At 53.9% G+C, this 21,549-nt stretch carries 21 protein-coding genes; 5 read left to right on the top strand and 16 right to left on the bottom strand.

Translation table 11 applies throughout. The annotated features are described in order from the left end of the window. Nucleotides 1–219: 219 nt before the first annotated feature. Nucleotides 220–747 (bottom strand): CbrC family protein, encoded by a 528-nt coding sequence (locus LJN55_RS16285; RefSeq protein WP_227534853.1) that lies wholly within the window; start codon nt 745–747, stop codon nt 220–222. 163 nt (nt 748–910) lie between these two features. Here LJN55_RS16285 and LJN55_RS16280 point away from each other — a divergent pair, with 163 nt between their 5' ends. Genes LJN55_RS16280 through LJN55_RS16270 form a run of 3 tightly spaced genes read left to right on the top strand, consistent with a single transcriptional unit; the run spans nt 911 to nt 2,201 of the window. Further along, nucleotides 911–1,375, top strand: coding sequence for an STM2901 family protein (locus tag LJN55_RS16280; protein WP_227534852.1), 465 nt, complete (start codon nt 911–913; stop codon nt 1,373–1,375). Next, the gene (locus tag LJN55_RS16275) at nt 1,369–1,695 is read left to right on the top strand and encodes a DUF1493 family protein (RefSeq protein ID WP_227534851.1); all 327 of its coding nucleotides are present in this window, start codon (nt 1,369–1,371) and stop codon (nt 1,693–1,695) included. Before LJN55_RS16280 ends, LJN55_RS16275 begins: the two co-directional genes overlap by 7 nt. 20 nt (nt 1,696–1,715) lie before the next feature. Further along, nucleotides 1,716–2,201: an Hcp family type VI secretion system effector gene (locus LJN55_RS16270; RefSeq protein WP_227534850.1), complete on the top strand. Its 486-nt coding sequence runs from the start codon at nt 1,716–1,718 to the stop codon at nt 2,199–2,201. A gap of 74 nt (nt 2,202–2,275) precedes the next feature. Here the strand turns inward: LJN55_RS16270 and LJN55_RS16265 are convergent, their stop codons facing one another. The 8 genes from LJN55_RS16265 to LJN55_RS16230 form a co-directional block, all read right to left on the bottom strand. Beyond that, complete coding sequence (locus tag LJN55_RS16265; protein WP_227534849.1) at nt 2,276–2,659, bottom strand: hypothetical protein; 384 nt, start codon at nt 2,657–2,659, stop codon at nt 2,276–2,278. Between the two features lie 101 nt (nt 2,660–2,760). Beyond that, nucleotides 2,761–3,363 (bottom strand): KpsF/GutQ family sugar-phosphate isomerase, encoded by a 603-nt coding sequence (locus LJN55_RS16260; protein ID WP_133841344.1) that lies wholly within the window; start codon nt 3,361–3,363, stop codon nt 2,761–2,763. After that, nucleotides 3,363–4,997, bottom strand: coding sequence for an FGGY-family carbohydrate kinase (locus LJN55_RS16255; RefSeq protein ID WP_227534848.1), 1,635 nt, complete (start codon nt 4,995–4,997; stop codon nt 3,363–3,365). The genes LJN55_RS16260 and LJN55_RS16255 overlap by 1 nt, the downstream gene beginning before the upstream one ends. Before the next feature lie 16 nt (nt 4,998–5,013). Beyond that, on the bottom strand, nt 5,014–5,967 hold the full coding sequence (locus LJN55_RS16250; RefSeq protein WP_227534847.1) for an ABC transporter permease: 954 nt from the start codon (nt 5,965–5,967) through the stop codon (nt 5,014–5,016). A 1-nt stretch (nt 5,968) separates the two neighbouring features. Continuing rightward, nucleotides 5,969–6,955: an ABC transporter permease gene (locus tag LJN55_RS16245; protein WP_227534846.1), complete on the bottom strand. Its 987-nt coding sequence runs from the start codon at nt 6,953–6,955 to the stop codon at nt 5,969–5,971. Continuing rightward, nucleotides 6,948–8,447, bottom strand: coding sequence for a sugar ABC transporter ATP-binding protein (locus LJN55_RS16240; protein ID WP_227534845.1), 1,500 nt, complete (start codon nt 8,445–8,447; stop codon nt 6,948–6,950). The genes LJN55_RS16245 and LJN55_RS16240 overlap by 8 nt, the downstream gene beginning before the upstream one ends. A gap of 51 nt (nt 8,448–8,498) precedes the next feature. Further along, entirely contained in the window at nt 8,499–9,485 is a 987-nt protein-coding gene (locus LJN55_RS16235; RefSeq protein WP_133841349.1) for an autoinducer 2 ABC transporter substrate-binding protein, read from the bottom strand. 457 nt (nt 9,486–9,942) lie between these two features. After that, the gene (locus LJN55_RS16230; protein WP_227534844.1) at nt 9,943–10,629 is read right to left on the bottom strand and encodes a hypothetical protein; all 687 of its coding nucleotides are present in this window, start codon (nt 10,627–10,629) and stop codon (nt 9,943–9,945) included. A gap of 187 nt (nt 10,630–10,816) precedes the next feature. Between LJN55_RS16230 and LJN55_RS16225 the strand changes: the two genes are divergently transcribed. Continuing rightward, nucleotides 10,817–12,010 carry an MFS transporter gene (locus LJN55_RS16225; protein ID WP_133841351.1) on the top strand — a complete coding sequence of 398 codons (1,194 nt, stop codon included), beginning with the start codon at nt 10,817–10,819 and terminating at the stop codon, nt 12,008–12,010. Here the strand turns inward: LJN55_RS16225 and pdxR are convergent. Next, nucleotides 11,991–13,421 carry a MocR-like pyridoxine biosynthesis transcription factor PdxR gene (pdxR, locus tag LJN55_RS16220; RefSeq protein ID WP_227534843.1) on the bottom strand — a complete coding sequence of 477 codons (1,431 nt, stop codon included), beginning with the start codon at nt 13,419–13,421 and terminating at the stop codon, nt 11,991–11,993. The genes LJN55_RS16225 and pdxR overlap by 20 nt on opposite strands. Nucleotides 13,422–13,510: 89 nt before the next feature. Here pdxR and LJN55_RS16215 point away from each other — a divergent pair, with 89 nt between their 5' ends. Further along, on the top strand, nt 13,511–13,963 hold the full coding sequence (locus tag LJN55_RS16215; protein ID WP_227534842.1) for a rhodanese-like domain-containing protein: 453 nt from the start codon (nt 13,511–13,513) through the stop codon (nt 13,961–13,963). A 1-nt stretch (nt 13,964) separates the two neighbouring features. Here the strand turns inward: LJN55_RS16215 and flk are convergent, their stop codons facing one another. From flk to LJN55_RS16185, 6 genes are all read right to left on the bottom strand, one after another. Next, nucleotides 13,965–15,014: a flagella biosynthesis regulator Flk gene (gene flk, locus LJN55_RS16210; protein ID WP_133841354.1), complete on the bottom strand. Its 1,050-nt coding sequence runs from the start codon at nt 15,012–15,014 to the stop codon at nt 13,965–13,967. Nucleotides 15,015–15,157: 143 nt separating this feature from the next. Next, nucleotides 15,158–16,192: a fimbrial protein gene (locus LJN55_RS16205; RefSeq protein WP_227534841.1), complete on the bottom strand. Its 1,035-nt coding sequence runs from the start codon at nt 16,190–16,192 to the stop codon at nt 15,158–15,160. A 15-nt stretch (nt 16,193–16,207) separates the two neighbouring features. Beyond that, the gene (locus LJN55_RS16200) at nt 16,208–18,739 is read right to left on the bottom strand and encodes a fimbria/pilus outer membrane usher protein (RefSeq protein ID WP_227534840.1); all 2,532 of its coding nucleotides are present in this window, start codon (nt 18,737–18,739) and stop codon (nt 16,208–16,210) included. Between the two features lie 50 nt (nt 18,740–18,789). Continuing rightward, the gene (locus LJN55_RS16195) at nt 18,790–19,542 is read right to left on the bottom strand and encodes a fimbrial biogenesis chaperone (protein ID WP_227534839.1); all 753 of its coding nucleotides are present in this window, start codon (nt 19,540–19,542) and stop codon (nt 18,790–18,792) included. A gap of 66 nt (nt 19,543–19,608) precedes the next feature. Beyond that, the gene (locus tag LJN55_RS16190; protein ID WP_133841358.1) at nt 19,609–20,136 is read right to left on the bottom strand and encodes a fimbrial protein; all 528 of its coding nucleotides are present in this window, start codon (nt 20,134–20,136) and stop codon (nt 19,609–19,611) included. 493 nt (nt 20,137–20,629) lie between these two features. Further along, the gene (locus LJN55_RS16185) at nt 20,630–21,511 is read right to left on the bottom strand and encodes a DMT family transporter (RefSeq protein ID WP_227534838.1); all 882 of its coding nucleotides are present in this window, start codon (nt 21,509–21,511) and stop codon (nt 20,630–20,632) included. Nucleotides 21,512–21,549: the final 38 nt, after the last annotated feature.

Here is a 21,549-nt window from a genome sequence, read left to right as displayed (position 1 = left end):
TTACCCAAAGATTAGATTTTATATTCTAAAATGGATAATCTTGATTTTTATCTTGCGGGGATTTCATATTTTTAAGACTGTTTTTTTGCAAATCATTCTTTGTATTGATTAATATATTTCATGGGGTGTTAATCTCTCATATTTAATGGGTATAAGATAATAAAATTATTTTTTAGTTAAATGATTAAGTGCTTTGTCGGTTTTATTACAGTGATTTTTTCAAGAAAAATCCCAGTTAAACATCACCAATTCGCAATGGCGGCAGACAAACTTATAAACGCCCTGATCGCCACCCGGTTTGTAGTCGGCCATAAACTGCGACCAGCTCTCCTCATCCAGTTCGTAATCGTTCATCCACTTTTGACGGGTTTCTGCACTGGCGTCGGCAACATCTTTCGCACTGGCATCGCCGTGATAAACGCAGGCATCATCGCAGTGGGTTGCCCAGCTCTGATCCTGCCAGGAACTGTAACCCGGCGTGCGTTCGCAAACTTCCGCCGCGATGGCATCATCAAGTGCTTCATCATAAAGATCGTTGAAGCTGCATGCGTACTTAGCGGCTGCGCTGCCATCATGGATGCACCACGGGCACAGGGTGATATCGCTGTCACCGACCCTGTAAATGGTGCCGTTATAGTGGCGATCAGTGTCTTTACCACAGCAGTTGCAGGTGGCGGCTTGTTGAATAAAGACATCGCGAGCGAAGTCAGCGCTGAGGTAGGTAAACTGCGGTAACGGCCTGTTCATTAGGGAGCGTCCATAAAGGTTTTAACGGATAATATCGCATCGTTATCCGTCAGAAAACCTTATCATTAAACCTGTAGAGTGAATTCGGGGGGGCAGATCACAGACGGCATGAACAATAGCCGTTATTGTTGTGTTCCACACAGGACGTGTAAGGAATGAATAAATGGATACTGTAGAGGAACTCAACGGGACATATTTCTATGCAGGAAAATCTAATCTGACCGCTGCTGAACTCCTGTTTATGATTTTTTGTGAGAACACTGCAAACCAGTTCGGTATAGGCGTAGCAGATTTCGGTGCCATTGTTGCCCTGGTCTCTGGTCGTAACAATCTCTCGACAAGAGCAAAACCCAGTAATGCCACTAAGGGGACTTCCTACGCCTCCAAAGCAGCGCGAGTTGTATTCAAAAAAACGAAATTTCCTTTTGGTATTTCATTGCCTACGTGGCTTGGCGGCTACACTCCCTGGACTGCAAGACGGGTTATGGTCCATAATATTGCACCCTTTGTTGGCCGTTCTATTCCTCTGATCGGTGTGATTATTATTGCCTCTGATGTCACGCAAATTACCTACCGTACTCTCCGCGATTACAACACCATAGCCAGAGGAAACGATAAGTTATGGTAGACAGTATTGAGCAGTGCGTTTATCAACTCATTCGTCCTTATGCCGGGACGTATCTTTTCAACATTAATATGGTTGAGTTAACACCTGAGACAGATCTTGATACTGATTTGAGCCTTGATGATCTTGAGGCAGAAGATTTGATGAATAAGTTCTTTGATACATTCAATGTGGAAAGGGGCTGTTTTAATATTGAAACGTATTATCCCGATGTTCCTTTTTCATGGAATCCCTTAAGGAAAACGCAACCTGTTCCCGTTCCAGACTTAACAATAGGAATGCTGGTTGAGTCAGCAAAGTCAGGGAAATGGTTGTACGACTAATCATATGCAAGGAGCTAAAAATGGCGGTACCTGTACACTTATTTTTGACCGATGACGGTGGCGCAACAATTCGTGGATCTTGTGATGTTGCAGGCCGTGAAGGAAGCATTGAACTCAGGAGTCTTCATCACAGCCTGACAATTCCAACTGATGGCGCTACGGGGAAAGTGACTGGCACACGTCAGCATTACCCTTTCCAGTTTACAAAAGAACTCGATAGCTCCTCTCCTTATCTGTTCAAAGCGGTAGCAACAGGCCAGACACTGAAATCCGCAGCATTCAGCTTTTATCACATTAACGACGCCGGGCAAGAGGTGGAGTATTATCTAATCACTCTTGAAGGGGTGAAAGTTATTAGTGTCAGTCCTGTTATGCACGATACGCGAGGCTGCCCTGGTACTGGTCACATGGAAGAGGTCGCTCTAAGCTACGAGAAAATTACTCATCTTTATAAAGACGGTAATTTGTTAGCACATGATGCCTGGAACGAACGACCTACTGCATAAAAAAGTAGGGGCTCGATCCCTCCCGAAAATATTTAATTAACACATGATGATAGATGAAGTATGTAAACTACCACTCAGACCTTTATAGAAAATGGATTTATAAGAACTAAAATATTCGCAGGGAGATGCCTTAAAGCCTCTTGGGATTTATATAAAACATGTTCATTTATATTGGCTGAACTTGATGATGTTTCTTTGTTTACCTCTCCAAATACTTGCATTGTGATACCGCCTGCTTTTTTATGATTAAGAGAAAGTAAGTCAGATGAAATTAATAGTATTTCTGGTAATGACTCTGTTTTTGAGTAACCGTTTCCGCTCACATACTCAATACGTCTTATAATTCTCAGTGCTTCACGGCGTAATGATGTAAATAATATGTATTTAGAGATAATGAGTCCCGTATAGGCTCCGCTAATTATACCTGTTGTTATCCCAATGACTATATTTTCAAGCATATCATTCCTTAGTGCCCAACCTGTCAAACTGCAACCAGTTCTTCTTCCTGATATCAGATTCTTACTATTTTGCGATAAAAAAATGATGAATGTAAGTGAGATCACTCCTCCCTCAACATCTTCCCCACATTCCCCCCCGGATGCACGGTCAGCAACGTCTCCTTGCTGTAGCCACTCTGCGACATCAGTACCGCAATCATCGCGTCAAATACCGCCAGCACGCTGATAATCGACGTGGTGGCCAGCATATTCAGCGGGTCGATCTCCTGCGATTTTGGCATCAGCAGCAGCCGATCGGCGGCCTGAGCGATGGCCGAGTGTGCGTTCTCCGTGACGCTAATCAGCGTGCAGCCTTTAGCACGCACCGTTGGCAGCAGCCGCGTGAGTTCATCGGAGTTACCGCCGCGTGACAGCATAATCAGCACATCGTCGTGGCGCAGAAAACCGATATCGCCGTGGGCGGCATCGGCAGCGCTGAGCCAGATGGCGGGATGCTCAACGCAGGCCAGCATATGGGCGATTTTACGCGCCGCAATGCCGGAGGTGCCGATGCCGGTGACGGCAATCTTGCCGCGACAGGCGGCGAGGGCATTCAGCACCGCCAGCCACTGCTGACGGTCAAGCTGCGTTTCCAGTGCGGCCAGCGCCTGGCGGTAGGTATTCCAGCCTGTGGTGGCCTGTTGCCAGCTCTGTTCCGGCGTCATTATTCCTCCTGCATCATCTGCTGGTATTTCATATGGTCGTGATACAGCTCGCGGAACACCCGATATTTACGGTCGTAATAGCGTTTGATCTCGTTGGTCTGTGGCGTGACGGTTTTACCAATACGGCTCATGGCGTTCATCGCTTCCGGCAGCGTGTCGTACACGCCCGCGGCCACGGTGCCCATCATGGCACTGCCCAGCAGCATCGATTCGCTCTCCTCTGCCAGCAGCATGGTGCAGCCAGAAGCGTTGGCGTGCTCCTGAACAAAGATCGGGTTCTTAGTGCCGCCGCCGCTGGCCATAATGGTGTCGATGCTGTAGCCCGTCTGGTTCATGGTTTCAATAATATGGCGGGTGCCGAGCGCGATGGCCTGAATCGTTGCCAGATAGTGCAACGCCATATCATCCGGGGTGCGTGACAGTGTCAGCCCGGTCAGTATCCCGGTCAGATTAGGGTTGGCACGCGGCGAACGGTTGCCGTGGAAGTAGGGCAGCATATGGATATCCCGCGTCAGAAACGCGATTTTATCCGCTTCCCCCGCCATCTTACGCAGCAGATCGTTCAGCACCTCGTAAATAGTTTTTCCCTGACTTTTGCCCTGCTCATGCAGGGCGGCATAGCAGGGGTGCGACTGGATCACATGATCAATCAGGGCACCGGTGGCGGACTGGCCGCCTTCATTCAGCCAGAAGTCAGGCAGCACCGCCTTGTAATAGGGGCCCCAGACGCCCTTAATAAAACGCGGCTCGCGGGAGATGGCCATATGCCCGGTGGAGGTGCCGCCGATCAGCGCAATGCGGCGGTCAAAGTCGGCCAGCTCGCCGGATGGCCCGGCGGCACCCAGCGTGCCCAGGCTTCCGGCGTGGGCATCAATTATCGAGGCACTGACCGGGGTGCCGGGCAGCAGACCCAGTTCACTGGCCGCACGCTGTGTCAGACCACGTCCCAGGGGTTCGCCCATGCTTTTGACCTCGCTGCCGATCTTCGCCGCGTCATGCTCCAGCAGATCTTCCAGACCCACTTGTTTAAAGTAGCTGGCATCCCAGCCGTCCTGATGGGCCAGCCAGGTCCATTTACACACCAGCGAACAGACCGAGCGGGTGACGTCACCCGTTGCGCGCCACGTCAGGAAGTCCGGCAGATCGAACAGGTGCCCCACATTCTGCCAGCTGGCTGGCATATGCTGCTTCAGCCACAGCAGTTTTGGCGTCTGCATTTCCGGCGAGATCACCCCACCCACGTAGTCCAGCACCGGGTGCTTCAATGCATTGATGCGTTCCGCCTGCACAATGGCGCGGTGGTCCATCCACACAATAATATTCTGCTCGCTGCGCCCGGAAGGGCTGACCGTCAGCGGCTGCCCCTCTTTATCCAGCACCACCAGTGAACAGGTGGCATCAAACCCCAGACCTTTTATCTGCACCGGGTTAATGTTGGTCTGATTAATCGCATCGCGTACCGCCCGGCACACCGCCTGCCAGATATTGTCGGAAGACTGCTCAACAAAATTGGCCTGTGGGCGAAACATCGCGATCTCACGGCTCGCCTGTCCCATCATGCGCCCGGTAATATCAAAAATGCCTGCGCGTGCGCTGCCGGTTCCCACATCCACACCAATGTAATAGCTCGCCATTTTTTATCCTTAGTCCTCAGGTTCTGCGATGTTGCAACGCAATAAACAGGATCAGTACACCACCCCAAAGGGCCATAGTGAGGTAGCTGCTCACTCCCAGCAGATTCAGTCCACTTTCCAGCATCTGCAGCACAATCAGCGCCATCACCAGGCCGGGAATACGCCCAAAACCGCCGTCAGGATTAATGCCGCCCAGCACCGAGGCGAGGATGGTCACCAGCAGCCAGGATTCGCCATAGCCTGCTTTGGCCGAGTTGAACATCGACATCATCAACAGCGCGGCCCCCCAGCTCATCAGCGCCGAAAGGACATACACCACAATGGTGACGCGGGTGGTGTTCACCCCGCTAAAGCGCGTGGCCTTCTCGTTGCTGCCCAGCAGCAATATGGTGCGGCCCAGCGTGGTGCGCTCCAGCAGCAGCCACATCAGCGCCGCCACGGCCAGGAACAGCAGCAGTGCCAGCGGTATCCCGGCGATATTGCCGTTACCCAGCATCTGGATCACCGGTGGGAAGCCGGAGATCACCGCACCGTTGGAGAGCAGAATATTCAGCCCGGCAATCAGCGTCATGGTGCCCAGCGTGGCCAGAATCGGCGAGACGCCAATGACCGCAATCAGTACGCCGTTGACCACGCCAATCACCACGGCCAGCCCCAGCCCGGCCAGCAGTGCGAGGAAAACCCACTGCGGCTGGTCAGGATGGGCGACAATCAGTGCGGCCATCAGCAATGAGCAGGCGTTGGCGCTGGCGATAATCGACAGATTAATACCACCCGTCAGCATAGTGACGCCCATACCCAGCGCCAGCAGGCCGAGTACTGGCAACTGGCTGGCTATCGACTGGAAGTTACCGAGGCTAAAAAAGCGCCCCCCCAGCGTCAGAGAAAACAGCACCAGCACGGCCACCAGCATCAGCACCTGCAGCCGGATAATGCGGTCACCTGGCAGTTTATTCAGTAATGTTTGCATCTCAGTTCCCCTTTGCCCGCTGGTGTTTTTCGTTCCATGCCGTGGCGCTCACGCTGACCAGAATAATGATGCCGCTAAACACCATATGCCAGTAGGACGAGACCGCCAGCAGCGTCAGGCCGTTTTGCAGGAAGGCCAGCAGCAGTACGCCCAGCAGCGTGCCGGTTAATGTTCCGCGTCCACCGCTCATGCTGGCACCGCCCAGGACCACGGCAGCAAGGACCGTCAGCTCAAAGCCCACCAGTGAGTTGGGGGCAACAGACTGCGTTGTCTGCGCCTGTACCACGGCGGCCACACCGGCCAGCACACCCATGTAGCCGTAGACCGCCAGATGCAAGCCTCTGAGGTTGATGCCAAGGCGTGAAGCCGACTCGCGGTTGCCGCCCATGGCATAAATCTGGCGTCCAATGCGGGTGAAGTTCATCATTACCCCGGTCAGCACAAACACCGCCAGAAGACTGAGCAGCGGCAGCGTCAGACCATATTCGTAGCCGTCGGTTGCGGTGAAGGAAAACCAGTTAATGCCCTCCATAAACCAGTCCGGGAAGCCGTACAGCCAGGTGCCGTTGGTGGCCCAGACCAGCAGTCCGTAAAACACATTCAGCGTGGCAATGGTGATAATGATCGCCGGTACCCGCAGCAGATAAACCAGTAAACCGTTGAGCATCCCCAGCACCAGACCGCAGCCAATGGCAATGGCAAAGACGCTGAACAGGTTGCCGCCGTGCGTCAGCATTGTGCTGGCCATTACATACTGAGCAATGGCGGTCATCGCCGGGAATGAGATATCAATGCCGCCGGCAATCAGCACCACAAACAGGCCGCAGGCCAGAATGCCGAGGATGGCATAGCTGGTGGCCACATCGGTCAGGTTGCCGAGGGTGAGAAACTCACTGGTGCGCACGCTCAGGCCCAGCGCCAGCAGCACAATCAGCATACCCAGCCAGAATTCGTGCAGGCTGATAAGGTGACGCAGTTTGTTATTCATTGACCACTCCGGCTATCTCCTCTTCACGGCACAGATGGGGGGCGAAACTCGCCACCAGCTCGCCTTTGCGCATCACCAGCACGCGATGGCTGTTGTAATAGGCTTCCGGGATCTCATCGCAGATCATCAGCACTGCCATACCGGACTCTGCCAGCTCGCGGGCGATACGGTAGATCCCCTCTTTGTTGGCGATATCGACGCCGACGGTGGGGGAGTCGAGGATCAACACTTTCGGCCGGGTAGCGACCCATTTACCAATGGCCACACGCTGAGCGTTGCCGCCGGACAGCGTCTGAACGGCCAGCTGGCTGTCAGAGACTTTAATATTCAGTTCGCGGATCAGTTTTGATGCCCGCTGGCGGGCTTCATGCCGGTCCAGCAGTCCCAGGCGGTTGCGCAGCTGTGAGAAAATCGGCAACAGCAGATTGTCGAAAATCGACTGCGTCATGATCAGCCCTTCGGTCTGTCGATCTTCCGAGACGTAAGCAATACCGTGGCGGATGGCATCGCGGTTACTGCGCAATGTCACCGGCTGACCGTCGATAATCATCTCGCCGCTGTCGGGCCGCGTAATACCAAACAGCGACAGGCAAAGCTCGGTACGTCCGGCGCCCAGCAGGCCGACAATCGAGGTGATCTCACCGCCTCTGAGTTGCAGATTGATCTGCCGGTACTGATTGCGGCGCGAGAGGCTACGCACTTCCAGCAACGGCGTTTCGTTGAGGTCAGCACGTTCCGGCAGATGGCTGAAGCTGAAGCGCTGCCCGGTCATCTGCCATGCCAGCTCATCGCTATCCAGTTTGCTGGCAGGCCAGGTGCCTACCAGCTTGCCGTCGCGGATCACGCTGATGCGATCGGATACTTCCATCACTTCATCCAGTTTGTGGCTGACGAACACCACGCAGATCCCGGCGGCTTTCAGTTCATTCACCACCCGCAGCAGCCCGTTCACTTCATGGCGCGTAAGCGATGCGGTTGGCTCGTCCATGATCACCAGGCTGGCGTCTGCCGCCAGTGCCCGGCAGATAGCGACCAGCTGGCGGTCAGCAATCGACAGTTTTTCAACCTTGCGCGCCGGGTCGAGCTGCACGCCGATACGTGCCATGGTTTCCTGCGCCAGCTGGCGCATGGCCCGGCGGTTTACCCAGAAGTGACCGCCTGGCAGATAACGATGGGCGGCAATGTTTTCCATCACCGACAGATTGGGGAACAGCGACAGATCCTGATAGATCACCTGGATGCCATAGTAAGCCGAAAGGGCGGGCGTCAGATGGGTGAGCCGCTTTCCGTCAATGCTGATATGTGAACCTTTATCGGGCTGATACACCCCGGAGATCACTTTGATCAGTGTGCTTTTACCGCAGCCGTTTTGTCCGGCCAGACAGTGCACTTCACCCCGGTTCAGCGTCAGTGTCACGTCATCCAGTGCACGGACGCCCGGAAAGGATTTACTGATGTTTTCCAGTGAGATAAACGGTGTTTGCGTGGACATAATTCAGTACCCTGGAGTGGATAAAGGGCCAGTCAGGCTGGCCCAAAACAATCAGAAGCCGAGGGATTTCGCGTTATCTTTGGTCACTTCCAGAATGCGGTTAAAACGGATCACATGGTGTTCCATATCCACATCGGCTTTACCCAGGCCGTCAATGGTCAGATCCGGCGTGACCTGTTTGCCATCCAGCAGCTGGTCGGCAAGGCTCACCAGAGCGAAACCGGCATCTTTTGGATCCCACAACAGGGCTTTCTTGATATCACCCGTTGCCAGGTATGGCGCAGCCTGAGCGGGCATCGCGATACCGACGACGGCGATTTTATTTTTCGCACGTTTGCTTTTCACCGCCTGTCCGGCACCGATAGGACCAAGCGATCCAAAACCGATAATGCCTTTCAGATCAGGGTAGGTGCGCATCAGATCGAGCGTTGTGGCGTAAGATTTATCGATGCTCTCAGCCACCGGCAGGCGTGAAGTGACTTCATGCATCTCAGGGTATTTTTCTTTCTGATATTTGATGGCGGCATCCGCCCAGGCGTTATGCAGGGGCACGGTCAGCGAACCAACATAGATGGCATAACCGCCTTTGCCGCCCATATTGCTGGCCAGCTCGTCCATATTCTTTTCGGCGTATTTAACACTGTCGATGGTTTCAATATCCCACTGACCAATCGGCTGGTCAGGGGATTCATGCGTCAGCACCACGATGCCCTGATCGCGGGCTTTTTTCAGCACCGGTTCCAGCACTTTAGCGTCGTTCGGCACCACGATAATCGCGTCTACTTTCTTGGCAATCAGGTCTTCAATCACTTTCACCTGCTGTGCCGGGTCGGCAGTGGAACCGCCCACCTGGTAAGCATTTACATCGAGTTTTTTCGCGGCTTCATCCACGCCAACGGCCATCCGGGTGAACCAGGGGATGCCGGTCACTTTTGCCACCAGGGCGATATCGTGTTTTTCTGCGGCCAGCAGCGGAGTCGCGAACAACATACAGGCAGAGACAACACATGCATTGAGTAACGAGAGGTTAAATTTCATAGCAGTACCTTGTTATCTGATTCGTTGTTTTTGTCAGGTAAGAGGTGGCATTGACCACCGGATCAAGATAGCAAGAAGATTTTGGCGAAGAGTTGAGCGAGATGAAGAAGTGTGATCGGTAACTTTATATGTAAAATTACGAGCATTATTGTGTTAATTATTTGTTTTTTTTGCTGTGGTTGTTGGATTTTTACCACGATAAAGTGTTGTGTATTTGTTAATATTATTTTTATTTAACAAATAAATAACATTGCAGAGGGTTCATGCGAGCAAAAGCACTGGGCATGGCAGCCAGACATTGTTTTTTGCCTTGAAGGATTCACCGAATGCGAGCGATCTCGCGAATTTGCCACCCGGCCGCCTTGCTTTAGCCTGACAGATGAGGAAGGCGGTGACGTAATTTCATTACACAGAGGTAAAAAGAGGTCAATGAGCCGCCCGCAGGCGGCCCTGAACACTATTTTGCTGCGCTCTTGCGGTAAACGCTGTCGAAGCGCACGTTCATCCCGCCGCAGTTGCTGTTATCGCGCACCACCAGATTGCCATTAATCAACAGCATTTCACCGCCGCACTCGTAGTTCTGTGAATCCGGTTTGCCGAACGTCAGACGGTTGCCGTCTACCGTGGCATCATCATCGATTTCACCGATATGCACCACTTGTTCACCGTAGCTGTTGATGCCGCCGTGCCAGTTCGCCGTACCGCTGACGTGCAGTTTTTCGCCGCTGCGTGAAAGCGTGATGGCATCAGACCCTTCCACCGGAAGCCACAGGCCCAGCCAGTCTTCAGGCTTTACCGCACGTGTCGGGAGCGTGGTCAGGCTGGCCGTGGGGATCCAGCTGGTAAAGTCGCGCTTTTTCGCGAAGTACCAGACGCAACTCCAGCCGGGTTTGGTCTGCGCCACCAGCACCTGATTACCAGGGACCAGATAGGCTTTACGCGCGCAGCTTGCCCCTTTTTCCGGGCAGCCGTTATCATCATCATAGAAATGGACGTTACCTGCATCTGCGCTGATCTCTGCCTGGTGATACTCTCCCTGATAGCTGGGGAAATAGCCGTTACGGCAGGTATCTTCTTCCGCGGCAAAGGCATGGACGCTGGTCAGCAGTGTGGTCAGTGTTAAAGCGAATATCCCTGTTTTCAATGTCTTGTTCCCGCATCGTCAATATTGCCCTGATAATAACTGACTGCGGGCTTCCTCACGAACTTCCTGATGTGATATTGACGATTTGAAATTTTTTAGCCAATCTATGGTGCTTTGAAAATAAAATTTCACACAAGCCAACTGAGCGGCACAGGCTGTGCTGTAGGTTTTCCAGGAGAAGTTCGCCATGTCCAGTTGCAGTGATGAGAGCCCGAAAGCGGGCACCCATGCTCTTGCACGTATTTCCTTCGCGGTATTTCTCACCTATCTGACGGCAGGCCTCGCGCTGCCGGTGATCCCGCTCTATGTTCACCAGGAGTTGGGGCTGAACAATGTGATGGTGGGGATTGCCGTCGGCATTCAGTTTTTTGCCACGCTGCTGACCCGCGGTTATGCCGGACGGCTGGCCGATCAGCGCGGGGCAAAGCGCTCCACGATGCAGGGTATGATGGCGCTGGCGCTGGTCGGTGTGGCTTATCTGCTGGCGGCGCTGCTGCCGCTGCCGATCATGGGTAAATTTGCCCTGCTAGTGGCGGGCAGGCTGTTGCTGGGCTTTGGCGAAAGTCAGTTACTGACCGGGAATCTGACCTGGGGAATGGGGCTGGTCGGGCCGAAACGCGGTGGCCAGGTGATGTCGTGGAACGGCATGGCGATTTATGGATCGCTGGCCGCCGGGGCGCCACTGGGCTTGTGGTTACACAGTCAGTGGGGATTTATGGCGCTGGGCGTGGCAACGATCCTGCTGCCGCTGGTGGCGCTATTGTTCAATACCGGCGTACGCCCTGTACCGATCCACGGCGGCGAGCGTCCCTCGCTGTGGAAGGTGGTGGGGCAGATTACTCAGCCGGGCCTGGCGCTGGCGTTACAGGGCACCGGGTTTGCGGTGATCGGCACCTTTACCTCGCTCTACTTTGCCGATCAGCAATGGGGCAATGCCGGGTTTGCGCTGACCGCGTTTGGGCTGGCATTTGTGCTGGTGCGCGTACTGTTCGGCGGGCTGCCGGACCGGCTCGGAGGCACGCGCGTGGCGCTGATCTCGCTGGGGGTGGAAGCCTGCGGGCTGCTGCTGCTTGGGCTGGCGCCGAATGGCTGGGTGGCGCTGGCGGGTGCGGCGTTGACCGGCTGCGGCTGTTCGCTGGTGTTCCCGGCGCTGGGCGTTGAGGTGCTGAAGCGGGTAGCCCCGCAGGTGCGTGGCACGGCGCTTGGCGGCTTCTCGGCGTTTCAGGATATCGCTTATGGGGCCAGCGGCCCGCTTACTGGCATCCTGGCGACCTCGCTGGGCTACGGTTCGGTGTTTGTCGCCGGATCGATCTGTGCGCTGGCGGGGATTGCCGTGACCTTCAGCTTCTCGCGCAGTGCCGTCAGTAGCTCAGACGGCTGAGTTTTAATACCGCCTGCACAATCTCTGCGGGTTGTAGTGCTGAAAATCCCAGCAGCCAGCCTTCCCGTGCAGGTTGCTGCTGATACAACGGTGACAGACGCGGTAACAGCAGCCCGCTCTGCACTGCCTGCTGCGTCAGTCGTTGTTCACCGCCGGATGTCAGGTGCACCGTCAACTGTAAGCCGCCCTGCTGGGGAAACAGTGTGAGTCGATCCGCCAGCTTCTCGTTTAATTCCTCGATCAGCCGTTGACGGCGGCTGGCATAGAGCTGGCGCATCAGGCGCAGGTGGGCAGCGAAATGACCGTGCTGGATAAAATCCGCCGTCACCGCCTGCATCAACTGGGCGCTGTGACCATCCATCACGCTGCGCAGCCGCCGCAGCGGCTCAATCAGCGCATCGGGCACCACCAGATACGCCAGTCGCAGCGAGGGAAACAGCACTTTGGAAAAAGTGCCGAGATACAGCACCCTTGCGCGATCCTCCAGCCCCTGCAATGCCGGTAGCGGGCGTCCGTCATAATGAAATTCACTGTCATAGTCATCTTCAATCAGCCAGCGTTGGTGGCGACGTGCCCACGCCAGCCACGCCAGCCGCCGCTGACCGCTCATCGTCACGCCGGTCGGATACTGGTGGGCAGGCGTCAGGTAGACCAGGCGTGGTGCCTGCCCCTCGGGTGGGATAGCTCCCTGTTCGTCGGTAGCGATGCTGTTGACCTGCGCCCCGGCATAGCGAAAAGCATGCCAGGCACCAGGGTAACCGGGATCTTCCATTGCAACCGGATCGCCGGCATCGCACAGCAGCAGGGCGATCATTTGCAGCGCCTGCTGAGAGCTGGTGAGGATCATCACCTGGTCGGCCGAACAGCGCACGCCGCGCGACTGCCCCAGGTAATGCGCCACCGCCTGGCGCAGATCGGGCAGACCCAGCGGATCGCCATATTGCATCAGGGAAGTGCTCTCTGAGCGCAGGCGCTGCTGGGTCAGGCGTCGCCACAGCACCTGTGGGAAAGCGCGCAAGTCCGGCGAACCGGCGGCAAAAGCACGGGGAAACAGTGGATCGTCACAGCCGCCTCCCGCCACCATTTTCCCCCCGCGTGCTGAGAGTTGTGGCGCCGCAGAAGCGGGGCGGTGGCGGTTTTGCGATACGGTGGGGCTGATGGCAACAAACGTGCCGCGCCCGCTTTTACGTGAGAGATATCCCTCGCTTTCCAGCTGGCTGTAAGCGGCCTCAACGGTAACGCGAGACAGTGAGAGATCGCTGGCGAGCAGGCGGGAAGAGGGCAGGCGAGACCCTGCGGGTAACGTTGCGCTGGCAATCGCCTCCCGTAACATGGCACACACTTTTTCCCGCAGGGTGGACCCATTCTGGCGGGAAAAAAGAGCGGCAAAGGGAGCGGGAGTGGGATTCATTGTGGTCTTATCATTGTCTCAGAATGGGTCTTATGATTAAGACCCATTCCTTCTATGATGGCAACATTAATAATGAACGGGAGTGCATCATGAGTTCGTTTTCAGCGCTTTTACAATTTCCTCCGGCGGCACCTGAGCAGAGTGAGGCGCTGCTGCGCCAGAAGCTGGCACTCTATGCTGATGCCTGGGATGTGGCGCAGGATCTGGCACACGGCGTGCCGGAGATTGTGGTGATTGATACGCGCTCAGAGCAGCAGTATCACGCCGGGCATATCTGCGGTGCCGTCAGCTTCCCTCATCGTTTCATGAATGCCGATACGCTGGCGGAATGGGACCGTGAGAAAGTGTATATCACTTACTGTGACGGCATTGGCTGTAACGGATCAACAAAAGGCGCGTGGAAGCTGGCGGCGGCGGGCTTCAGGGTGAAGGAGTTGATTGGTGGGCTGGATTTCTGGCGGCGCGATAACCATCCGGTAACGGAAGGCGATCGGCCGGGCAGTTGGCCTGAAATGACAACACTGCCCGACTGCGGTTGCTAAGTTAAAGCAGTATCCAGAGTACCAGCACCACGACAAACAGGATGGCAAAAGCGGCAAACACCGGACGATTAGCCAGGGGTTGCAGCACAGGTGGCAGTGCACCCCACAATGGCACGGTGATCGGGCGTGGGTTGAGTTCGTTGTCGGCCAACTGCTGTTCTTGCAGGCGCTCTGCACGGCGGCTGAACAGTTGGTTCAGCAGATCCTGCGTCTGGGTTGGCGTCAGCAGCGTTTGCGGTGCGGCGTTAAAGCGCTGCTGGCTGTAATCCTCCAGCATCCGCTGTTCACCGGCATCCGGCGGCTGTTTTAGCGTGGCGGTCAGCTGTATCAGCGTAGGGGCAGTATGCTGGCTCAGGGTCTGGCTGGCCTGCAAATACTGGTTCATCAGCGGGAAGAAACGCGATGGGATCGGGTCGCCGCTGTGCAGGTTCACCACTTTCAGCAGCGAGGTCCACAGCTTGGCCGGCTGTTCCCCGGTCGCGGCGGCAAGACGTGAGATCTGCTGATTCAGCGTCTGATGCTCTGCCGGAAGCAGAGAGCGGTCGGTAACACGGTTTTGCTGTGGCTGGGGAATGGCCATCTGACCATTTTGCAACATCGTCAGCACCTGATGAAGCTGGTCAGGATTCAACGAGCTGAGCACGGTATGACCAAACTGCTGACGAATGAAATCGCTGACCGCCTGGCGGTTATTGCCGGTCGGTAACAGGTCTGTCAGTTGTTGCAGAAGCTGACGTGTGGCGTGGGTGTTTTGTACCTGCGACAGACGGGTATTAAGAAACTGTTCCGCAGGCGGAAAATGGCGTGCCTGAAGACCTGCATCGTTTTTAACCCCCACTTCATGACGTAACCCGGCCCAAAGCTCGGCAGATTTCAGCGAACTGAGCGACATAATCTTGACGATCAGGCGCTCCAGCGTGGTGCGCTGCGCGGGTGTCAGAGGCTGTTCGCCCGTTCCCGTACTGGTGCCCGGGCGTGTTGCGCCGGTTCGGGCATCGATCGTCGGGCGATCGCCGGGTAACGGCGCACCGGGGCCGCTTATAGGTTGCATGGCGAAGTCCTTCAGTCAGAGTCAACGTCCGGGGGGCGCCGGAACAGAATGGTCATCCACTATGATAACAATCCCGTCCGGTGATAGGTAGAGGAACGGGGAACAATCCCGATGCTTTCCCCCTTTTTTTTCATGGTGGCGGGTTAAAGGTAGTTGAGGGTCCAGGTCAGGGTGCTATTAGCCTTACCGGGGGTGATGCGTTCCGCCGTCTGGTAATAGCGTGCCTGGAAGGAGACGGTGAGGGTGCGATCGGCCAGCGGATAGCGGGCGATTTGCCAGCGCTGGCCGATATTCACCGGTGTGCCGTTGTCAGTATGTAAGATTTGCAGTGCTACCCCAGTGGCGCTGTTCGCCTCATCACTGAGGGCAATCAAACTGGGATTGACCGTACCGGTGGGGGCCGTGCCATCAAGTTGCATTAGCACAGTGAAGTTACCGGACACATCCGTGTCGCAGAGAAAATGAAGTGAGAAAGGTTTACCTGCATTTGTCGATCCGATGCCGGATCCCAGCCCCTGTTCGCGCCGTGTTCTGACCTGACCTAGTGGGACATTAAATGAGGCAAGTCCCTGAATCTGGCAGCTCTGGGCGATAAACGTCAGGCCGGTAGTGGCATCCAGCATCATAAACTTTGCATTTTTTATTCCGGTTTCCGATCCCACCTCGAAAAGGGCAATACGTGAAGGGATCGGGGTGACCTGCTCCGGGCGTTCAGGTGTCTTTGCCGTTTTGACGATATCAACGGTGACATTGAGAGAAAAGTGCTGCCAGGTACGGGACGGCAGGCTGGCGGCAGCATTATGGTTATCAATCATGATCCCGGAACTGACAACGCTGTATTCGCTGCCACGGTTGCCGTTAACCGTGGTGAACAGGGTTAAGCCATTGCCCAGTGTTTGCATGCTGGTGCGGCGAATCAAAAAAGCCATTTCGGCTTCCTGCTGAAGAGGATCGCTGATGCTGCACCAGACATCGAGGGTGTAACTTTGGTTGAAAACCGTCTTGCCAATTGGCAGGGAGGAGGAGAGTTTGATGTTGTTGCTGCCGTTGAACAGTACCAGCGGGAAAGCCTTATTGGTGGCGGCAGCACATTTAAGCGACCCGGCCTGAGCATTCAGGCTGAAAAATGACAGCGCGGCAAGGGTGGTCGATATCAATAAAATCAGACGGTTATTCATTTTATACGCTCATCATCAATGGGCAGAAAGGGGTAAGCAGGGTTGACTAAAATGCTCAAAACCGTTTTGCAGAGTGGCGTGAGGGCTAAGCTGCAGCGATAGCGAACACAGGCTGGTATCGCCTGATTTAATTTGCAGGTGTGAGCGCCCTGGGGGCAGGCGAACGTAAATCAGATCGCCCTGCGCGACCAGCCCAAGGTGATTACCCTGTTCATCCTGCACGACTGCGCCAAAGGGCAGGCTCTTTCCATCGGGCAGCGTTGAATGAATCAACACAGCTCGCCCGCGTGACGTGGCAAAATTGACTTTGACCAGCGCACCGGTATGAGGCGCGGTCTGCTGACGGGTACTTTTCAGTTCAATATCGGTGGGCAGCCCTTGTGGATCGAGCGTGATTTCATTCAGTCGATAGGGACGCAGATAAGGCACCAGCGCGCGTCCCTGTGGGTTCAGCGTCAGCCCGGAATGGCCTTCGACCCTGGCGCCGTAGGCGTTAGGTGCATCGACCAGTGCCATGGTTTCACTGTACCAGGGGCTGGTCACCACGCCATCAGGTAATGCCACTAACGCACCACTCAGCCCACCGGACCATGACTGGCTGTGCCTGCCTTGTTCCACACTTCCCTGAACGGAGGTGTAACGCGTGTGCCAGTTCGCCGCCAGATTCGCGCTGGCGCGTTGCTGGCTGTCATGACGCAGACCCAGGGCGTAATCAAACTGCTGTTCGGCACCCAATGTGCTGTTGATACTCGCCTGGCTGGACATTCCTTCCGCATCGTGGCTCACATTCATATTCAAATAGGTATGGCGCGCACTGCCACCCAGTGGGACTGACAGACCCAGCGTGTATTGCGTCTCTTCGCCATCACGTCCATTGACCCGGTTAACGGAAAGGGACCAGCTCAGGGAACCAAAAGTATTACTGTAACCAGCCTGTAGTTGATTGTTGGTGCTCCGGCTCCCCCAGTAACTCTGCCGAATAGCGGTCAGATAAAGCTGTCCCCATTTGCCGGGAAATCCTTGTGCCAGACTGGCGGATAAGCGGCTGCGAGGGGACAGGAATGCAGAGTTATACGAACCGGGAGAAGGGTGCCGGGCATAATCAATGGCAGACATGGCATCATTCAGACCGAGATAGCCTGGAGAGGAAAATCGCCATGCGCTCAATGACATCGTGCTGCTGCTGGCATTGAACCCTTTACTGTAGGTGGCGCGATAGCTCTGCCCTGAAAGATGACGATCCTGAGTGTCGGTCTGTGCCTGTGTGACATCCAGTGCCAGCGCACCCCATGAGCTGCCTATGGCCCCGCCCAGCAGGAAAGCATGGTAATCACGTGTCGTTAATACGCCGCCGTAGCCCGTCAGCAGATTATTGATGCCCCGTTGTAACGTGAGCTGTGCGACGGCGTCCTGCTTTGACAGGTTCATGTTACGTAAGGTGCCTGCAGTCAGGCTGTACTTTGTTAGCCCGGGGCGAACCAGCTGTGGAACCGCAGCATAGGGCACCATAAATTGGCTCTCACGGCCATCGGACTCGCGAATGGTCACGGTCAGATCGCCGCCGTACCCGGTGGGATAAAGGTCATCAATGCTGAAGGGGCCGGGAGAGACGGTGGTTTCGTACAGCAGCACGTTATTTTGCCGCACGCTGATACGCGCATTGGTTTCGGCCACACCCCGGATCATCGGGGCATAGCCACGCCTGGAATCTGGCAGCATATTATCGTCGCTGTAGAGCAAGACGCCGCGTAGAGAAAAACTGTCGAACAGATGACCACTGGTATCCGTATCGCCGATGATAATGCGCGATCTCAGCGCACTAATGCCATGTTCCATGTAATTACGCAAACTCTGATAGTGGGTTCCGCTGTTATTCTGCCAGTTCATTGAGCCACGGTGGCGAAACATAAATCCCCATAAATTCAGGCCAATATTGTCTCCGTTGTAGAATGAGCGATATGCGTTATCATCCTGTTTTGATTGATAATAATTCGCGTTGTAACCGAGGATTAGCGCGTTCACGCCGCCATCCCACTGCGCGGGGTCAACTTCATTTTGGGCGCGCTGCATCAGCAGTACCTGAGGGACAGTAACGATCATCTGCAATGTGGAAACATCAATGTAACCCTGGCCACTGGGAACCCAGTAATCCAGACTGCGGCAGTGGTCGGCATCATCCAGCTCTGCCATTTTTTTGCTATCAATCTCTCCGGGTTTAAGGGGGAGCAAATTGATCAGCGAGCGGGTAGTACAAATAACCGACTCTTCATGGTTTTTTTTGACCTGCAGACGTGTATAGCCAACATATTTATTATTCAGCATCACCCCGACATCATAAGCGCCGGGAGGAAGAGCATGGCGGTGGTTGAACTGGGTGACATCGATTTTTTTATCCGATGGGTGGCGTAACAGGTTGATATCAAAGCTGGCATATCCCTCAGCAGGGGCAGCGAAGGCACTCCGCTGGATATCCCATCCCATCACTCCTGCCAGCAATACGCCAGATACTGAATAACAGAAAAAATGAATGCGCCTTGTCCTGGGCATCTTAGCTCTCCCTGTGAGATCTCATCTCATTCGTGACTCTTTTATCTGGCTTACTGTGTATTTTTGACCGTAGTGATACTGCCGTAGTCATTAATGACTTCATAACGTAGGGCGGCATTTTCAATTTTTTCTGGAAGCGCAGTAAACCTGAACTCAGCGGAGCTTTTTGGCGCAATCATCTCGCCATTCAGGCTTTTGATCTCCTGACGACGCGTTTCAATTTTTACATTGGAGACATTAATAAAGTACGCAGAGGGGTTATTTACCCGTAACACCGTACCTGGCGCGGAAGTGGAGCGTTGCCACTGTAAATCGTGGAATGCCTGATTCGCGCCATTGGCATTCAGGGCGGGTGGTCGGAAGAAAATTTTCAGGCGACTGCGGATCGCCATTTGCAATATATCGGCGTTGATGGCGGTTGCACTTTTTGGCGGAATATCCAAAATATTTAACCAAAAGATAGATTCTTTATCCTGAGGCAACGCTGTGCCTGTCCAGGTGATCCTCAGCGTTTGCCCGCTGTTCGGTTCAATCCGGACAATCGGCGGTGTGAGGACAAAAGGAACGGATATTTTGTCTAAAGCAGCATTTTCATCACCATTGTCAATCCAGGACTGAACCAGCGCAGGCTTATCACTATCATTACTCAAATGAATATTCACTTCATTTTTTTGTTGTGGATAGATAACACGTGTTCCATTAATAATAACATTGGCGTTAGCCTGCTGAGAAAGGAGTGAGGCAACAAGATAAAAAGGCAGGCATTTCCAGGCTGACAGGGACATATCGCTTACAACAGACATGATGGTGGCTCGGCTTGTCAGTAAACATAAAAGTGCAAGAATTGCTTCTTGCACTGGGAGAAAAAATTAGAAATAGCTTAACGAGTAATTAACGACTGTACTGACATCACCAGCTTCCACTTTATCCGTAGCGTAATAACGTGCGAAATAATTGAGAGTCGCTAAATCGTCGACTATTTTGAATGAAGGGCCGCTGGCCTGTGAGCCATCGCCTAACTTGATCGGCTTACGGTTGTTGTCCATTAGCTGGACCTGAACATTCGCCGCAGAGCCTTTATTTTTCAGGTTACCTGTCATGCTGTCTGTTTCAGTGCTGTCAAAGAGAGCACGAACATTTTCTGTTGGGTTCTGGCAGTTGGTTAACGTCAGGATCACAGGCTGTTCATTAGCAACTTCACCTGCTTTGGCAAGTGCGGAGGCCGAAATAGGTTCAAATACGATGGTCGTACTGCTGTTACGGCCATTGACGCTAACGTTGCACGTCGTATTTGATATATCTCCTGTGAACGTGATCGTGCCGTTTGCCGCCATGACTGCCGGGACAGGGAGGGCCAGAGCAGCGATCATCGAGGTTGCCAGTAGTCTTTTTTTCATCTGTATATCCTTATTGAGTAACGTGGTTGATTCCTGAAGCACAAGGGTTATTACAGGGAAACCCTTGCTTGGGTATTCCCGTTAAAAAAAACGGGGGTGTTTAATTGCATGAAAAGCAACTAAATAAGGTTTTGGTGTGAAATGAAATGGATAAAAACCACCTGGCAGAATAGGGCTTTTTAAGCGATGTCACTGGTTTCAGATGATGTACTTTCGTTAGAATAAAAGCAGGCACATTGTTTACCTTGTTAATGATTCACGTCATTGTGTTTTTGTTTTTTTCATGTGAAGAAGAGTAGCTTGTGGTAGAAATTGGTAAATAGTAAATAAGCCAAAATAATATCAGGGGGTTTTAAATTTAATCTTAGGTGTGTTTTTTTAATGAAAATTAAGGAGGGGAGGTGGGGCGTATTTTATTATTAGAATGATCTTAGCAGCTGAAAGTGCAACTGCTAAGGAGAAGGGCGTGACAATATCGGCGGTTTGAGAGTGATTACTTTCTTCTGGTCATCAAGGGATTGCGGAGATTTTGGGCGAGAACAACGCCAGCGAGTGTGATACCTCCACCGATGAAATGATAACTGTGCAGTGACTCATTCAGAAAGGTCACGGCAATAATTGCAGTAAAAATCGGAGCCAGATTCATAAAAATACTGGCCGTGCTGGCTCCCATACGCATTACGCCCTGTACCCATAGGAAAGGCGCCACGATCGAAGCAGGGATGGCAGCAAACAAAATGAGCGGAATATTGTGCGTGTTAAGTGATACATCGGGTGCCCGCAGGAAGTTAGGTGTCAGTAGCAAGACGCCAAAAAAGATCTGCATCCACAGGCTTTGCCAGTTCGGCAAAGGAATTGCCCAGCGTTTGGTCAGTACGCCGTACAGCGCATAAGAGGCGGATGCGGCGAACATCATTATCTCACCTTTGCCTAATCCGTGTGATAACAGCTGCGCTGGATTACCTTCGCTGACCAGCCATACCAGCCCGGAAAAGGAGAGCAGGCTGCCCAGCAGTATGCCCTGCGTCGGGGCCAGTCGTATTATCACCACGCTGAACAACACGGTCAGTAAGGGGATCAGTGCATTAAGAATGCCCATAAACAGTGCGCTGACGCTGTGTGCAGCGTAATACGCCAGGCTTTGATACAGCACCATACCGAGCAGGCCAAGCACCAGCAGTTTCCACCATGATTGCTTGATCTGCTGGCGATTGCGCCAGACGCCAGGCAGGGCAAAAGGTGCCAGAATCAGCAGGGCCAGCAGCCAGCGATAGAAGGAGATCGCAGCAGGATCGATCGCTGCAGCCGACATTTTGCTGACAATCGCATTGATCGACCAGATCAGCACGGCCAGCAGGGGAAACAGAAAACTCATCAGTATGCTCTTAAGGTTAGCGTGAGAGCTTTAGTGTA

Source organism: Erwinia rhapontici (assembly GCF_020683125.1).
GTDB lineage: Bacteria > Pseudomonadota > Gammaproteobacteria > Enterobacterales > Enterobacteriaceae > Erwinia > Erwinia rhapontici.
The sequence above is the reverse complement of the archived record's forward strand: the minus strand, read 5'-3'. Positions and strand labels throughout refer to the sequence as shown.

Bases quoted from the DNA above. Each gene is read 5' to 3' on its own strand.
- LJN55_RS16285 (WP_227534853.1), bottom strand. From the start codon at position 747: ATGAACAGGCCGTTACCGCAGTTTACCTACCTCAGCGCTGACTTCGCT.
- LJN55_RS16280 (WP_227534852.1), top strand. From the start codon at position 911: ATGGATACTGTAGAGGAACTCAACGGGACATATTTCTATGCAGGAAAA.
- LJN55_RS16275 (WP_227534851.1), top strand. From the start codon at position 1,369: ATGGTAGACAGTATTGAGCAGTGCGTTTATCAACTCATTCGTCCTTAT.
- LJN55_RS16270 (WP_227534850.1), top strand. From the start codon at position 1,716: ATGGCGGTACCTGTACACTTATTTTTGACCGATGACGGTGGCGCAACA.
- LJN55_RS16265 (WP_227534849.1), bottom strand. From the start codon at position 2,659: ATGCTTGAAAATATAGTCATTGGGATAACAACAGGTATAATTAGCGGA.
- LJN55_RS16260 (WP_133841344.1), bottom strand. From the start codon at position 3,363: ATGACGCCGGAACAGAGCTGGCAACAGGCCACCACAGGCTGGAATACC.
- LJN55_RS16255 (WP_227534848.1), bottom strand. From the start codon at position 4,997: ATGGCGAGCTATTACATTGGTGTGGATGTGGGAACCGGCAGCGCACGC.
- LJN55_RS16250 (WP_227534847.1), bottom strand. From the start codon at position 5,967: ATGCAAACATTACTGAATAAACTGCCAGGTGACCGCATTATCCGGCTG.
- LJN55_RS16245 (WP_227534846.1), bottom strand. From the start codon at position 6,955: ATGAATAACAAACTGCGTCACCTTATCAGCCTGCACGAATTCTGGCTG.
- LJN55_RS16240 (WP_227534845.1), bottom strand. From the start codon at position 8,447: ATGTCCACGCAAACACCGTTTATCTCACTGGAAAACATCAGTAAATCC.
- LJN55_RS16235 (WP_133841349.1), bottom strand. From the start codon at position 9,485: ATGAAATTTAACCTCTCGTTACTCAATGCATGTGTTGTCTCTGCCTGT.
- LJN55_RS16225 (WP_133841351.1), top strand. From the start codon at position 10,817: ATGTCCAGTTGCAGTGATGAGAGCCCGAAAGCGGGCACCCATGCTCTT.
- pdxR (WP_227534843.1), bottom strand. From the start codon at position 13,421: ATGAATCCCACTCCCGCTCCCTTTGCCGCTCTTTTTTCCCGCCAGAAT.
- LJN55_RS16215 (WP_227534842.1), top strand. From the start codon at position 13,511: ATGAGTTCGTTTTCAGCGCTTTTACAATTTCCTCCGGCGGCACCTGAG.
- flk (WP_133841354.1), bottom strand. From the start codon at position 15,014: ATGCAACCTATAAGCGGCCCCGGTGCGCCGTTACCCGGCGATCGCCCG.
- LJN55_RS16205 (WP_227534841.1), bottom strand. From the start codon at position 16,192: ATGAATAACCGTCTGATTTTATTGATATCGACCACCCTTGCCGCGCTG.
- LJN55_RS16200 (WP_227534840.1), bottom strand. From the start codon at position 18,739: ATGCCCAGGACAAGGCGCATTCATTTTTTCTGTTATTCAGTATCTGGC.
- LJN55_RS16195 (WP_227534839.1), bottom strand. From the start codon at position 19,542: ATGTCTGTTGTAAGCGATATGTCCCTGTCAGCCTGGAAATGCCTGCCT.
- LJN55_RS16190 (WP_133841358.1), bottom strand. From the start codon at position 20,136: ATGAAAAAAAGACTACTGGCAACCTCGATGATCGCTGCTCTGGCCCTC.
- LJN55_RS16185 (WP_227534838.1), bottom strand. From the start codon at position 21,511: ATGAGTTTTCTGTTTCCCCTGCTGGCCGTGCTGATCTGGTCGATCAAT.